The organism is Streptomyces sp. NPDC045968 (genome assembly GCF_056430475.1).
On the sequence record NZ_JBWKLF010000019.1, the window covers coordinates 19,911 to 33,489 of the forward strand.

Consider the following 13,579-nt stretch of genomic DNA (forward strand, 5'->3'; position numbering starts at 1 on the left):
TCCCGTGTCCTGGCTCACGCGGTGCGCGTACAGTCCGGACATGCCCGGCCTCACGTCTCATGTGTCTCGATGCTCAGCCGGGGCAGCAGGACCCGGAAGCAGCACCCTTCCGCGGGCTCCGAGCGCAGTTCGATGCGGCCTCCATGCGCGCTGACGAGTGCGTGGACGATGGCGAGGCCGAGTCCGGAGCCCCCACCCGCCGTGCGGCTGCGCGAGTTGTCCGCACGATAGAAGCGTTCGAAGACCCGCTCCTGCTCATCAGCCGTCAGGCCGGGGCCCGTGTCCTCGATCTCGATCACGGCGTAGCCGTCCAGCGAGCCGACGCCGACACGGATGCCGCTGCCGGGCGGGGTGTGGTTCACCGCGTTTCCAACCAGGTTGCTGACCACCTGCCGCAGTCGCGCCTCGTCCGCCAAGGCGGGAGCCGAGGTGGCCACACCGGCGTCCGGGCCGGTCAGAGTGACGGACCGGGTGGGATCCATGGCATGGATGTCGTGCAGGGCGTCGACCCCAAGAGTGCGCAGGTCCATGGGCGCGAGCTCCAGCGGGTACTGATCCGGCGCGGCGGCCCCCGGCCGGGCAAGGTACGTACTCTCATCGAGCCTCGCGAGCAGCAGCATGTCCTCGACGAGTCGCCCCAGGCGCTCGGACTCCCGGGCGATGCGTTCCATCGTCTCGTCGACGTTCTGGCGGGTCGGCAGCGCACCCATGCGGTAGAGGTCCGTATATCCCTTGATGCCGACCAGAGGGGTGCGCATCTCGTGACTGGCGTCGGCGACGAAGCGGCGCATTCGCGCCTCGGCCTCCTCCCTGGCCTGGAAGGCCGTCTCGATCTGGACGAGCATTCCGTTGAGCGACGTGGTGAGCCGGCCCGTCTCGGTTCGCGGCCCGGCCAGGGCCGGCACACGGCGGGAGAAGTCACCGTGAGCGATCGCCGCCGCGGTCTCCTCGATACGGGTCAGCGGGCGCAGCCCCGAGCGCACGGCCAGCCAACCGGCCGACGTGAGGAGGCAGAGCAGGACGCTGCCCACGGTGGCGGATATCGTGCGGATCTCGCTCACGGTCTCGTCGACGTGGGAGAGGGACGCCGCCACGATCACGTTGTCGGGCTGGGGGGCACCATCGGCCGGGGCACTGGTGCCCGAGATGTAGGGCACGGCCATGCCCCGCCATCGCCCCGACCCGTTCTGTGAGTCGACGGTGAACGGATCGCCCTTCCGTGCGTCGACGGCGTGACCGTCGAGGGCGGGCAGGTCAGGCCCACCCCCCGGCGGAAGCTTCTCCGGTGGTGGTATCCGATTGAGGACCGTGCCCTGATCGCCCACGTAGAAGACCACAGGGTTGCTGAACTGACTCCACTGTGAGGGAAGTCGCTCGGCGCCCTGCGAGGTTTCCAGCGCGGCGACGGGCAGCCGGGCACAGATCTGCGTGGTGACCTTGAGACGAGAGTCGGCCTGCTCCATCAGGTACCCGCTCAGCGCGCTGCTCACGAAGATCGCGTTGGTCACCAGACCGACGGCGAGCAGCGTCACGGCCAGGAACAGCAGACGCGCGCGCAGAGACGATCCTGGTGTGACAGGGCGGGCGCCGTCCTGACCGTGGACGGAACCCTGGTGCCCAATCCGGAGCCCTTGGCGAGTGTCCCGGATCCTGGAAGGGACATGTGGAATGGGTGTTGACGTAGTGCTGATGCAGGTGACGCACCGAGGGACGAGCCCTAGGAAGCGTCGGCTGACCACGGTGGAATTCGTACAGGACGGGGCGGACCTGTTCTCCGGTCTGTGCGTGAACAGCAGTCTGCCGATGCTCAGCCGCGTGGACCCGTACCGCACCCAGATCCTTACGTCGGTGGACATGCCACAGTTCATCTCCGAGGTCGACGCCACCTGTGACCTGGTGAAGGGGCAGCGGGAGCGGGGCATCCTGGAGAAGATCCGCGAGCTGGCCGAGCGTTGCGCGGAAGCCGCGAGCCTGGAGCTCCACCTGCAGGGCGACTAACTGATCTTTTCAGAATGCCGTCCTGCGGAGACGCTGGCGGCCCATGGAACAATCCTTTGAGCCACGGGCTCAGGGGGATGACGCCGTATGGAACGGGTTGGGGATGCACGGGGGCTCGTACTTGGTTACGTCGACGCTCTGAACGCGGTTGACGAAGCCATGAGGGCAGCGGTCCTCTCGCTTGAGCGACTCGCAGATGTCCTCGGCCTGGTCCACTCGCGCCGGATCAGCTGGAGTGGGCAGGTCGGCACCTACTCATACACTGTTCATGGGGCAGGGTGCCGCTTCGTCAGTGACAACGGCACTGAGGTCGATGTCGACTTCGCAGTCGACGGGAGCGAAATCTTCGACCTCTGGCGGCTGCGCTGGTATGGGCTGAGCCTGCCCGAGCCTCTTGACGTCACGGATCAGGACCTACGGACCGCGTTGCGGTGCCTGCAACCGCTTCTGACCGAGGTGCGACCGGGGTGGTTCAGCCTCGCCAACTGATGGCTTCAGAATGAGGTGCGCAGGCATATGAGGCTGCAGGCCAGTTCGAGCGGACCCTGGTGGAGATCAGAGCGTCGCTCGTAGCGGGTGCGGAGCCGTTTGAATTGGTGCAGCCAGGCGAATGCGCGCTCGACCACCCAGCGCACCTTGCCCAGTCCGCAGCCGGGAGCGACGCCGCGTCGCGCGATCAACGGCTTGATGCGTGTGATCACGGCGCCGGAGCCGTCCTGGACAGGTCCGTTCGCCAGGCTGGGCCCGCGCTATGCGCCAACTGGTCCCACTGTTCGTGTCCTCGTCCTCACCCGCGACCACACCATCGCCGAGCAGTCGAAGAACTGCCGTTATTCCACAGCACATCAGGTGGTCATCGACGCTGACACCCGCCTGGTCGTCATGGTCGGCCGACCACTGCCGGGCAACCGGCGCGACTCCCGCGGTCGGCCATCCCGCCGCGGCGAAGGCGAAGAGTTCCGGACTGGAAGGAGCGGCACAATCACTCGGATAGGCGGGAGGCCGCACGCAGATGGCCCCACTCCCACCAACTCCAAGATCAGTTAGGGGACAACCCTTAGCTAGTCCTTCGGGGTAAGCACCACGTACGTAACTCGTGTCCCGTCGTCCATGGCGCCCCTGAAGAATTGTTCATTCAGCAAGGGTGAGGTTGTGAGTACCGAGGCTAGAACGCCGGCAGCCGAAGCGAGGAAACCCAGGACTGCAGGTGCTCCATCAAGGAGCGCGTCCTCGATCACTTTCTGACCGGTCTCGGTAAGGACGTCGTCAATCAATTCGCTGACGTCACTCGGCGGATCGGGGGGACCGTTGTAGATCTGTACGTAGTAACCGTTCTCCTGACGTGCAGTGACCGTGATCCGGGCGTCGTCCCGAATCACTTTCCCTTGCGGTGCCTCTGAAGGTATCGGGATCAAGGTGCCGTCAGGTTCCGGCGCAGATTCGAATCGGGTCGTGTCGTCGCTTGCCGGGTTAGGAAGTGTGTCCGCCATATCAACACTCCATTCTCATGCGGCTTCGACGTGAGTCATTAATGACGTCTCGGCAGGGGTGAGTTAATTGCCTCAACAGAAAGTTGATCTGACCTGACGTCTGGCGCTGGAGTCTCACAACAGAGGCTGCAGGGCCAAGGCTGTCGCCCTTGTTGAGGCGCAGGCCGGGAGTTTATTCGAGAGGGATGATTTCCTGCGCGCTCCCTGCCTCAGTACCCACCCCGCTTACCGGGGTATTGAGACATCAGCCTGACTGGGGACAGCGAGCACAAGAAGCCTGGTCAGGCGGACTCTCAATTCCCGAATTGATGGCTGACATCAGGATAAACCGAGGTCATGCTCTCTGCAGGTGCTGCCGCCTCCTTGGCAAGGATGCTGGAGCCACAAGGCTCAAGAGGTACGCCGCCGGGGGCAGGGGTGAGATGATCTTGACGCGGCTGGCGTGATCACGGCGTCGCAGCCCTCTTGGATAGCCCCGTTCAGCGGGTTGAGCCCGTGCCGGTTCGGCAGGCTGGTCACCGCGGTCCGGCGCGAGGGTGCAGATCCGGTGCGCGAAGGCCGGCGGTGGAGCCTGCCACTGGAGGATCGCGTGCTGCTGGTCGCCGCGTACTGGCGGACCAACCTGACCCTGCGCCAACTGGCGCCGCTGTTCGAGGTGTCGAAGTTCGCGGCCGACCGCATCATCGACCACCTCGGGCCATCGCTCGCGCTCCAGCGACGCAAGCGGTTCCGCAAGGACCCCGTGCTCATCGTGGACGGCACCCTGGGGGCACCGCTCTGGTCATCCCGACCCTCGCGAACCCGGCCAGAGCCAACTCGAGACGTGGAAAGAGGAACACGACACCTCGCACCGCAAAGTCCGCGCCCGCGTCGAGCACGCCTTCGCCCGGATGAAGACCTGGAAGATCCTCCGCGACTGCCGCCTCAAAGGCGACGGCGTTCACCACGCCATGGTCGGCATCGCCCGACTCCACAACCTCGTGCTCGCCGGGTGACGAAGGAACGAGCAGGTCAGCGACACGTCGTAGATCATTTGCGGGACAACGCTTACGAGCTCGCGCATGGTTACCGCCTGCGCGTCGGCATGGTGATCGTTGATCAAGGTTGACGCGGTGGGGAACCGGGAGCGTGCAGCGGTCATCCGAAGTCAGCGGATGGCGCGGGCTGAGACCCGACGTGATTGCTGAACTCGTCGCTGAGATCGGCCCGTTGTGGCACGAGCGGCACCCAATCGCGCTCGTTTCGCGACCTCGTCGCAGGGCGTCTCGGCGCGAGTGGCCGGACCGGGATCATCGACGGGACCGAGATCCGCGTACGGAGGCCCGCCAGAGGGCGCGAAGACCGGGAGAAGTTCATCTCTGGCAGGAAGTAGAACGCCGTCAAGTCCACGGTCGCCACGGACTCCGACGGGCGGCTGTTGTTCTGCAGTCCGGCCGAGCCAGCGAGCTGTGCGGATACCACTCATGCCCGGAAGCTGGGCCTGGTCAAGCCTCTTGGCCGACGGTCCCGCAGTGGAGATCCTTGCCGACGACACCACGGCCGCCGCAAGCACATGACCGACACTGTCCAAGCCGTCGCCGGACTGCACTCGCACCAGCAGACCGCCACCCTGCGCGGCCATCCGCGAATGTGAACCAGAGGGCAAACCGCGCCCCTCGACGCGCCGACGCCGACTATGCACGAGCTCGTTGGGCTGATTCGAAGGAGAGTTCGTCAGCCCAGGGCGAGGGGGCAAGGACTCTGCTGAGGGGGCGTGCCGATAGGGATCGTCGTATCTTTGAAGAGAGCGATGCCCGGGCAGCCACGCACAACTCCTGGGCACTCCCGCCCCAGCAACGTCACTGGCTACCCCGGCGGATCGGATTTCGGGCAGTGCCAGGGAAGTTCAACTGACACAACTTCCTGATCTCCCCGGCCAGGGCGCCGGCTACGAGCGCGCTCGCCAAGCTTCGGCGGACGGCGAGCTGCCCACACCGCCTCCCGTACGGCGGCTTCAGCCACGTACGCGCAGGTCATGGCGGACGCCTCGGGGGTGCCGATGAGCACCTCGGTCGACGATCTCAGCGAGGGCCAAAAGCGCCTGATGCGAGGAAAGATCGCCGAGGTGGAGGGCGCGTCCCCGGGCTACGTCCTCACCGCGGGCTCGGCAAAGCTGCCGGAGGAGATCAGAAGCAGGCTCTCACCGCAACAGGAACCGCGCCGGCCGGATTGCCACCCGACCGTCACTCACCATCCGACGCGCAGGCTCGAACAGCAGACGGAGGATCCGCCATGGCTCTGGACGAACGCATCGCACTGACCCTCTACGACAGCATCTTCCAGGTGATCAGCGGCTCGGACCCGGAAGTGGGACTGCCGTCGGCCTTCGACAGCGCCACCACCGCCTTCGTGATGGCACAGCGCGGCATGGTGCTCAATGCCGCCGACTACCGTAACCCCTGGACCCCGGGCAACACCGAGGGCAGTAAGCCCGCAGCCGCCAACACCGCGTCGGTGGTGGACGATATCCCGGGCCCCGGGCCGGTCTACGCGCCCATCGGCGGCACGGTCTCGGACGTCTACCGCAAGATCGTCAAGGGCGTACAGGCCCACGAGCCGCCCCCGTCTCCCGAGCTGGAAGCCAAACGCCAGGCACTGAAGAAGATACTTCTGGAGGATGGCAAGGACGACGAGGGCCGTCCGACCGAGAAGCCCACGGCGCTCGCTGACGCCGAGCAGAAGGCGTTCAACAACTACCAGGACACCTACACCGCCTACGTGGGCGCGTGGGCCGCGGCCCAGAAGGACCCGGCGCTTAAGTCGATGTGGCCGATCGTGGGCGCGCAGGCCCTGCAGAAGCCGAAGCGGGCGTTCGCCGACTGGGGCGCCGCGGGCCGGGACCAGGTCGAGTCCGCCAAGGCCCAGCTGGCGACTCTCAACGAGGGCCAGGTGGCGCGCGCCTTCGCCGACGCGCAGTTCCGGCTGAACGCGTTCGAGCTCGTCAATGAGGCCACAGCGGAGACGTTCCTCCGGACGAGCATCACGCCCTCGGACTGGGCCAGCGCCGACGCGTCGAGCTGGCCGAGCTACCACTTCAACGAGTCGACGTTCGCCAGCGAGTTCACCACCGAGGCGACATCGTGGGGCGGCGGGGCCAATGTGCAGGTGGGCCTGTGGAGCTTCGGCGGTGGTGTGCAGCACTCCGACAGCCGCCAGGCGATGTCGCAGGACACCACGAACATCGGCGTCAGCTTCAAGTGGCGGGTCTGCCCCGTCCAGCGCAAGTGGATGGACGCCTCCCTCTTCCGGCTGCCCAGTTGGAGCCTGGGCTCGCTCGGCGGACCCGGCATCGTCTCCGGCGGTCTGATGCCGCTGATCCCCATCGCGCTGGTGATCGTCCGTGACGTGGAGATCACCGCCGCCTGGAGCCATCAGGACTCCGAGAAGATCGCTGAGGCGACCAGCGGCTCGGCCAGTGTCGGCTGGGGTCCGTTCGCGGTGTCGGGCAACTACAGCCACAGCTCGACAAGCGACAAGTTCTCGGCGAAGGCGTCGGACAAGGGATTCATGGTGCCCGACATCCAGGTGCTGGGATTCGTGTGCCTGCGAGTCCCGCCGTGCCCGCCAATGTGACGACGCGGCCCGGATCGGGGAATCGCGGTGATGTCGCGGTAAGGGGTGAATGCGGTGACAGGGACGACAGCACGCACGGCGGCCGGAGGTCAGCTCTTCGCGCAACTGGCGGATCTACTCGCGCCGCTGGGCGTCGGCGATGCCTCGGCGCTGGTGATCCTCGAACCGTCGGGCAAGGACGTGGCGGACGGCGGCGCGGGGACCCCGGCCGCCGCCGAGGCGCTGGCGGACCTCGCCAACACCGTTCCCGCGGCAGCCACGACCTTCTTCGACACCGGCGGAACGTACGACGACCTGTGGGACTTCGTCCTGCGCAGCGCCAGGCCGACCGGCCCGGGCGGTGATGCGGCGGGAGTCACGCTGGCGAACCTGGTCAACGACAACAGGGCCGACTTCGAGCTGATGGCCCGCGCCCGGCTGGGCTCCGCCGGCGATCTCTACCACCCCGTTCTCGCCGAACCCGCCGACTGGCTCAGCGAGGCCGGCTGGACCAGCGCGTCGTTCCGGGTCGGCGGCGACGACCCCGACCCGACGCCTGCTCCGGCCCCCGGTGTCCAGGTCCCCCATGAGTTCCCGGGTCTGGAATGGCGGCTGATAGCCGCCCGCGAGGACGTACAGCCGCAGCAGCTCTGGCAGGAGCCGGAGCTTGCTGCGGCCGACCGGATCCAGATGGAGGCGTTCGACAACCCGGACCGCGTCGTGGACGTCACGGCGAAAGTGGCCCCGGCGGCGACGGATACGCCATCAGGCGTCGAGCTGTCATTCCAGTACCGCGTCATCGGGCTGCAGCGCCCGTGGCTGCGCGCGCACCTGTGCCGGCTAGGAGGCTGGGCGATTCCCGGTCTGCCGGCCGGCGGGCTGTCCAACGGAATGCCGGAGGGCAATCCGGGGATCCTGCCGGTGCTCACCACGCGCATGCTTGTCGTCCGCAATCTGGTGGCGAAGGCGCACTGGAACGATGCTGACCGCGCCCGCGCCGTGAGCGCCGAGACCATCGCGCTCGGCCCCTTCACGCTCGCCGGCGCAGCCAACGGCGACGGCTCCGAGCTGACGCGCCCTGCACCGCAGGTTGTGGCATGGCTTGCGGCAGTGCTGCCCGCCTGCCCGCCGCCGGGCGAGGTGAAAGACGCGAACACGCCTGCGGGCCTGGGCAAAGTGGTCTCGCGCGGGCCGCTGACCGTCCGCAGCGACCACACCACCAAGGCCGCCACGGTCGGCAGTCTCAACGCGGGCCAGACAGTGGCCCTTGCGTGCAAGGCGCAGGGCGATGCCGTCGACGGCAACACCGTCTGGTACCGGCTGGGCCAGGACCCGCAGGGCTGGGCCACCGCGCGCTACATCAAGAATCTGGGCCCCGTCCCGCCGTGCCCCGCCCCATGAGGGCGGCCAGTACTCCAGCAGCGGTTCGTGTCCTGAGCTGGTGGTTGTCGATGTCCTGGCATGGCACGAATGGTCGACGCGGATGTCGACCGACCCGGACACAGGCCCGGCCGCGTCGCCGCATCGGGAGGTGATGTGGCGGGGCCCCGGTACGTTCACCTCCCCCCGCATCCCGGGTACCGGACACGTCCCGGCCAGTCAAAGAGGCTCCGCCCACCCGTTTCGCACCGCGTATGCGCCGAGCTGCATCCGGGTTCGGACTCCGGCCATGTCCATGAGGTGGCGCAGGCGGCGGTGCAGCGTGCGCGGTGACAGACCGAGTTGTGTCGCGGCCGTCAGGTCCGTCAGGCCGGCCAGGAGCAGGGCGAGGATCCTGCGGTCCAGCTGGGTCGGCCCTTGCGGATCGGCCTCGACGGTGGCTTCCGACTCGTCTCCCGTGCCCGACAACTCGAGCGGGCGGGCCGTGCTCCATACCGTCTCGAACAGCGCGTCCAGTGCGTCCAGCAGGCCACTGCGGTGCAGCAGCACGGCACCGGGCTCTCCCGCCGGTGTGACCGCGAGCGGGACAAGGCCGAGGTCGGCGTCGGCCAGCACGAGTTTCATCGGCAGGTTGTCGGCGACACGCAGTTGCACGCCGTTGCGAAGGGAATCGATCGCGTCGGTGACGATGCCCGGTTCTGACAGCACGGCCCGGTCCAGTACCGCTCGGAAGACAACTCCCCGGTCGAGGGCCATGGGCTCGGCCGTGTTCTCGTCGGGGGGCAGGGCGACGAACGGTGCGGTGATGAACGAGCGGACCTGCGTGCGGGCCGCGTGCTGGACCTGTAGGAAGCGGTGACGGATGGCGTCGACGCCCGTGACGACCTCGAACAGATCGTTGATGCTGCTCCCGGTCATCGCCGCCCGGTGTTCCTCGGCGAAGGTCACCAGTGCATGCTCAGCCATGCGCAGCCCGTCCCGGCGCTGGCTGATGAGAGAGCCGAGCGCCATGGCCGGTGGCGCGGCCGTGAACAGCTCATCCGCCGACCTGATCACCAGGCCCCATCCGACCAGGCGGGACAAGGCCTTGTCCACGTCGGCTCGCGATACGAGGAGAAGGTCCGCCAGCAGCATCGTGGTGGAATTCGGCCGCCCGAGCAGCGCCCGATAGACGTGCTCGTCATCGGGTTCGAGTCCCAGGACATCCAGCATCGGCGACCGACTCCCTTCCGCTTGCCGCAGCGGAGAGAGTATGCGCCATGGCGGCAGACCCTGAATAGTCCCTGATGGGAGCAGGTGTGACGGGAGGGGTCCCGGGGAGTCGCCTCCCCGGGACCCGACAGAGGGGTTCATCGCAGGCCGTATGCCCGGATGATCTCGTTCTTCACGCTGAAGCCCTTGTCCGTCGCGGCGCCCGCGCGGACCGAGACGAAGCCGCCGGGCTTCTTGGCCGTCCTGAACGCCCCCGTCCAGTAGCCGTGGGCGCCCTTGGCCAAGGTCACCTTCTGCCAGGTGGCGCCGTCGTCGTACGAGACGTCCAGCGTCACGTTGTTGACGGTGCCCGGCACGGCGCCGAGGTCCATCGACACCGGCTTGAGCGCGATCTGCTGGGTGGCGTTGGCCTTGACATCCCCGTGCAGGTCCGACTCCAGCTGGTAGTCCAGGTTCAGCACCGAGAACCGCTCGAAGTAGTCCGACTCGACGGTGTCGGACATGAAGGTCCACTCCGTGTGGGTGCGCGTCGACAGCCGGAAGACGTCACCGGGCCGCTCCACGTCGAGGACGGCGCGGTACGGCAGGTTGCCCGCAGGCACCTCCTGCCACTGCATGTCTCCGCTGACCGGGTTGTCGTGGATCAGGGTGTCGCCCTGGAAGACCTTCAAGTGGGACGGCGTCTCACCCCATGGCAGGAAGCCCCCCAGCCGCATGTTGTCGCTCGCGGAGGCCCATGCCTGCACGTTCCAGGTCATGTAGTTCTGCCACCGGGAGTTGTAGACACCGAAGGACTCGCCCTGGCCGGGCCGGGTTGCCGGAGCGAACCAGTCCAGTTGGGTGGTGCTGCCCTTGGTGTACGTGTTGTCGCCCGACACCATCACCCACGGCAGGTTCCCGTCGACGCCCTGCGCATGGAACTCCCTCCAGACCTGGCCCGGCGTCACCCATTCGGTGCGGGTGCCCGGGTGCCACTCACCCTCGGGGAAGTTGAACGACGGGCTGAGGGTGAAGTCGGACCGGTAGCCTTCCGCCACACCGCCGTCCGTGGCGGAGTAGTAGCGGGCATCGATCCGGGCGAGGTCCTCCTTGGTCGGCTTGTAGACCAGGGCCCGGTCCGGCACCTGGCCGGGGTATTCGCGGGTCAGGTCGTAGACGAACGGCGTGTACTCGGTCTGCTCCAGGGTCAGCTTCACGATGTCGGCCTTGGCCATCGAGACGAGGGACTTGCCCGCGTCGCGGTGCACAGTGGCGACCGGGATGCTCGACTCGCCGACGTACTCCATCAGGGCACCGGCACCGTCATTGACCACGACCAACGCCTTCGCACCGGCCGCGACCGCGGCCTCGGTGCGCTCCTGCGGCGAGACCTCGTCGCTGCGCGTGATGACGACGACCTTGCCCTTGGCCCTGATCTTCTCGTAGGAGGCCGCCGCACCGTCGCCCGCGTGAACGACACCCAGCCTGTCCGTGGCGGTGCCCAGGGCGCTGCCCGCCTGCACCAGTGTCTCGAAGCGGAGACGACCGTCCGGCGTACTGAGGCCGAGCCGCGGCTCGCCCTTGCGCCAGCGGGTGGTCAGCATGAATTCACCGTGCGCCATCGGCTTCGTCGGCGCGACGTAGACATCGTCGTACGTCGGTGGCAGCACGTAAGCGCTCCGGTAGTCCATGTACGGGTCGAGGCCCTTGTAGTGGACGTTGAAGTCGACCTTGCGCTGGCGGTCCTCGGAGCGCTGCGGCGCCTCCGTCTGCAGCAGGCGTGCCTTGCTCGCGTCCAGCACCACGTCGGCGGAGCCGTCCTTGAGCACGGTTTCCGGGGCGACCAGCACGGCCAGACCCGAGCGGTCCGCCTTCTCGCCGGCCACGTCGAGGTACCCGGCGACGGTGTACAGGCCAGGTGCCATGCGCATGGTGGTCGAGCCGTCGACGTAGACGGACCACGGCCAGAAGTCGCCGGCCAGGTTGATGGCGACCTGGCCGGCGGCGGGCTTGCCGTCCCGGCCGACCAGCTTGATGTTCAGGTTGTAGCGCTCCTCCTCCTTGAGCAGCGCCACCGAGGTGCGGGTCACCGGCTTCCCGGTGGCCGCGTCGGTTCCGATCACATAGCCGACGTGCCGGCCTGCCGAGGCGGCTTTCGGGTCGCCGGTCACCGGGACCGCGGCGGTGCCGCCCGCCGGGACGGTCACCTCGGTGGCTCCCAGCGCGAACGGGCCGGTGTCGTTGGCCAGAGCCAGGTTCAGCGTGACGTCGGTGGAACCGGTGTTCGTGAAGGTCAGGTCCTTCGTGACGGCGACGTCACCTGGCTCGTGCGGCCATGTGTAGTTGCCGAAGAAGAGCGATCCGGAGCCGCGGACCGTGGTGTGCACGGCGGCTGCCACGTCGACCCGTCCGGTGCCGACCTCGTACGGTGAATACCCGTCGTCCAGGCCCTTCGCGGTGCTCATCAGGTGTTCTTTGAGCTGCGCGCCGGTCCAGTCCGGGTACCGCTGGGACAGGATCGCCGCCGCGCCGACCACGTGCGGGGTGGCCATCGATGTGCCGCTGATGGTGCGGTAGAGGCCCTCACCGCCGTCCGTCATCTCCTGCGAGCGGGCCGCGGTGATGTCCACGCCGGGCGCCGCGATGTCCGGCTTCATGCCGCCGGAGTAGGCCAGCGGACCAGTGCTGGAGAAGGACGCGAGCTGGTCCTGCTTGTCCGTGGCGGCCACGGTCAGCGCCGAGGCGGCTGCACCGGGGGCGGAGATGCTCTCCGGGCCGGAGTTGCCGGCGGCAATGACGAACAGTGTGCCGTACTGCTCGGACAGCGCGTCGACCGTCTGCGACATCGGGTCGCTGCCGTCCGTGGGGTAGGAGTCGCCGAGGCTCATGTTGACGACGTCCGCACCGGACTCCGCGGCCCACTGCATGCCCGCCATGACCCAGGAGTCCTGGCCGTAACCCTCCGCGCCGCCGAGCACCTTTCCGACGAACAGGTCGGCACCGGGGGCGACGCCCTTGTTGTCGCCTCCGGAGGCGGCACCCGAACCGACGATCGTGCCGGCCACGTGCGTGCCGTGCCCGTTGACGTCGGTGACGGCCTCGCCCGGCACGAAGCTGGCCGTGCCGTCGATCAGGCCGGCGAAGTCGGGGTGGTTGACATCGATGCCGGTGTCGAGCACCGCGACCTTGACGCCCTTGCCGGTGTACCCGGCAGCCCAGGCCTCGCGCGCGCCGATCAGCGGCACGCTCTCCTTCAGGCTGGCCTTGACGCGACCGTCGAGCCACAGCTTGTCGACACCCGCGCCGAGCGCGGCACCGCCCTGCGGCGCGACGGAGGTCCAGAAGGTGCGGGCCTGCCGCTTCTCGGTGCTGAGCACCGCGCCGCGGATGCCCTTGAGCTTGCGGGTCAGCTTGCTGCCGCGGGGGGCCGTCGGCTCGGCGGTCGCGCGGGACGCCGGCCCGGCGTACGTCGCGATCAGCGGTACGACAGCCGACTTCGCGTCGTCGTACCCCATCTCGATCAGGTCGGTGACGTTGAACAGCCGCCGGTCCAGCTTGTCCGTTCCCAGCAGCGGCGCCGCCTCGTCCGGGATGACGAACAAGTCGCCCTTGATCTCTTGGAGCTTTACGCCGCCGACGGCGCTGTCCGGGCGGTCGACTTCGGCGATCTGCTTGCCGTCGGACGTCGTGGTGACCGTGACGACGTCACCGGTGACGAGGGTGACCTTGTGAGACCCCGAGGCCTTGGCGGGGACGGGGGGCTTGGTCGGGGCGGCTTGCGCGGGTGCCTGCAGAACGGCGAGACCCGAGGCCAGCAGCGGCACCGCGGTGGCTGCCGAGATCAGCTGCCAGCGCCTGCGCCGGAAGGCGGAAGCATGAAAGGGGGAGTACATGCCATGGGTCTATCGACCCCTGGCTGCTGTCGTGAA

The 13,579-nt window shown here is 67.9% G+C and carries 9 protein-coding genes and 3 pseudogenes; 7 read left to right on the top strand and 5 right to left on the bottom strand.

The genetic code is table 11. The features are described 5' to 3' along the window. Positions 1-50 precede the first annotated feature (50 nt). Entirely contained in the window at positions 51-1,532 is a 1,482-nt protein-coding gene (locus AC07FA_RS33425) for a sensor histidine kinase (protein ID WP_479080102.1), read from the bottom strand. Between the two features lie 136 nt (positions 1,533-1,668). On the opposite strand from AC07FA_RS33425, the gene AC07FA_RS33430 reads away from it, so the two are divergent. Beyond that, positions 1,669-1,998, top strand: coding sequence for a hypothetical protein (locus tag AC07FA_RS33430; protein ID WP_479080103.1), 330 nt, complete (start codon positions 1,669-1,671; stop codon positions 1,996-1,998). 87 nt (positions 1,999-2,085) lie between these two features. Continuing rightward, positions 2,086-2,487 carry a DUF6896 domain-containing protein gene (locus tag AC07FA_RS33435; RefSeq protein WP_479080104.1) on the top strand — a complete coding sequence of 134 codons (402 nt, stop codon included), beginning with the start codon at positions 2,086-2,088 and terminating at the stop codon, positions 2,485-2,487. Between the two features lie 5 nt (positions 2,488-2,492). Here the strand turns inward: AC07FA_RS33435 and AC07FA_RS33440 are convergent. Continuing rightward, positions 2,493-2,687, bottom strand: a pseudogene (locus AC07FA_RS33440) (transposase); the annotation flags it as partial. A 34-nt stretch (positions 2,688-2,721) separates the two neighbouring features. Here AC07FA_RS33440 and AC07FA_RS33445 point away from each other — a divergent pair. After that, positions 2,722-3,008: pseudogene (locus AC07FA_RS33445) on the top strand (IS5/IS1182 family transposase); the annotation flags it as partial. Positions 3,009-3,059: 51 nt separating this feature from the next. Here the strand turns inward: AC07FA_RS33445 and AC07FA_RS33450 are convergent. Then, complete coding sequence (locus AC07FA_RS33450) at positions 3,060-3,488, bottom strand: hypothetical protein (protein WP_479080105.1); 429 nt, start codon at positions 3,486-3,488, stop codon at positions 3,060-3,062. A gap of 442 nt (positions 3,489-3,930) precedes the next feature. Here AC07FA_RS33450 and AC07FA_RS33455 point away from each other — a divergent pair. The 4 genes and pseudogenes from AC07FA_RS33455 to AC07FA_RS33470 all read left to right on the top strand — a co-directional run bounded on the left by AC07FA_RS33455 (position 3,931) and on the right by AC07FA_RS33470 (position 8,480). Then, positions 3,931-4,483, top strand: a pseudogene (locus tag AC07FA_RS33455) (helix-turn-helix domain-containing protein). Between the two features lie 1,019 nt (positions 4,484-5,502). Continuing rightward, positions 5,503-5,787, top strand: coding sequence for a hypothetical protein (locus tag AC07FA_RS33460; protein WP_479080106.1), 285 nt, complete (start codon positions 5,503-5,505; stop codon positions 5,785-5,787). Beyond that, the gene (locus AC07FA_RS33465; RefSeq protein ID WP_479080107.1) at positions 5,760-7,100 is read left to right on the top strand and encodes a hypothetical protein; all 1,341 of its coding nucleotides are present in this window, start codon (positions 5,760-5,762) and stop codon (positions 7,098-7,100) included. Before AC07FA_RS33460 ends, AC07FA_RS33465 begins: the two co-directional genes overlap by 28 nt. Positions 7,101-7,154: 54 nt before the next feature. Further along, the gene (locus AC07FA_RS33470; RefSeq protein WP_479080108.1) at positions 7,155-8,480 is read left to right on the top strand and encodes a hypothetical protein; all 1,326 of its coding nucleotides are present in this window, start codon (positions 7,155-7,157) and stop codon (positions 8,478-8,480) included. Positions 8,481-8,678: 198 nt separating this feature from the next. Here the strand turns inward: AC07FA_RS33470 and AC07FA_RS33475 are convergent, their stop codons facing one another. Both AC07FA_RS33475 and AC07FA_RS33480 read right to left on the bottom strand, forming a co-directional pair. Then, positions 8,679-9,671: a helix-turn-helix domain-containing protein gene (locus tag AC07FA_RS33475; protein ID WP_479080109.1), complete on the bottom strand. Its 993-nt coding sequence runs from the start codon at positions 9,669-9,671 to the stop codon at positions 8,679-8,681. A gap of 137 nt (positions 9,672-9,808) precedes the next feature. Beyond that, positions 9,809-13,543, bottom strand: a complete 3,735-nt coding sequence (locus tag AC07FA_RS33480; RefSeq protein ID WP_479080110.1) for a S8 family peptidase — start codon at positions 13,541-13,543, stop codon at positions 9,809-9,811. Positions 13,544-13,579 lie beyond the last annotated feature (36 nt).

What these genes read in the sequence shown, in the direction of transcription:
- AC07FA_RS33480 (WP_479080110.1), bottom strand. Translation starts at nt 13,543, where the DNA reads ATGTACTCCCCCTTTCATGCTTCCGCCTTCCGGCGCAGGCGCTGGCAG.
- AC07FA_RS33435 (WP_479080104.1), top strand. Translation starts at nt 2,086, where the DNA reads ATGGAACGGGTTGGGGATGCACGGGGGCTCGTACTTGGTTACGTCGAC.
- AC07FA_RS33450 (WP_479080105.1), bottom strand. Translation starts at nt 3,488, where the DNA reads ATGGCGGACACACTTCCTAACCCGGCAAGCGACGACACGACCCGATTC.
- AC07FA_RS33465 (WP_479080107.1), top strand. Translation starts at nt 5,760, where the DNA reads ATGGCTCTGGACGAACGCATCGCACTGACCCTCTACGACAGCATCTTC.
- AC07FA_RS33475 (WP_479080109.1), bottom strand. Translation starts at nt 9,671, where the DNA reads ATGCTGGATGTCCTGGGACTCGAACCCGATGACGAGCACGTCTATCGG.
- AC07FA_RS33430 (WP_479080103.1), top strand. Translation starts at nt 1,669, where the DNA reads ATGGGTGTTGACGTAGTGCTGATGCAGGTGACGCACCGAGGGACGAGC.
- AC07FA_RS33460 (WP_479080106.1), top strand. Translation starts at nt 5,503, where the DNA reads ATGGCGGACGCCTCGGGGGTGCCGATGAGCACCTCGGTCGACGATCTC.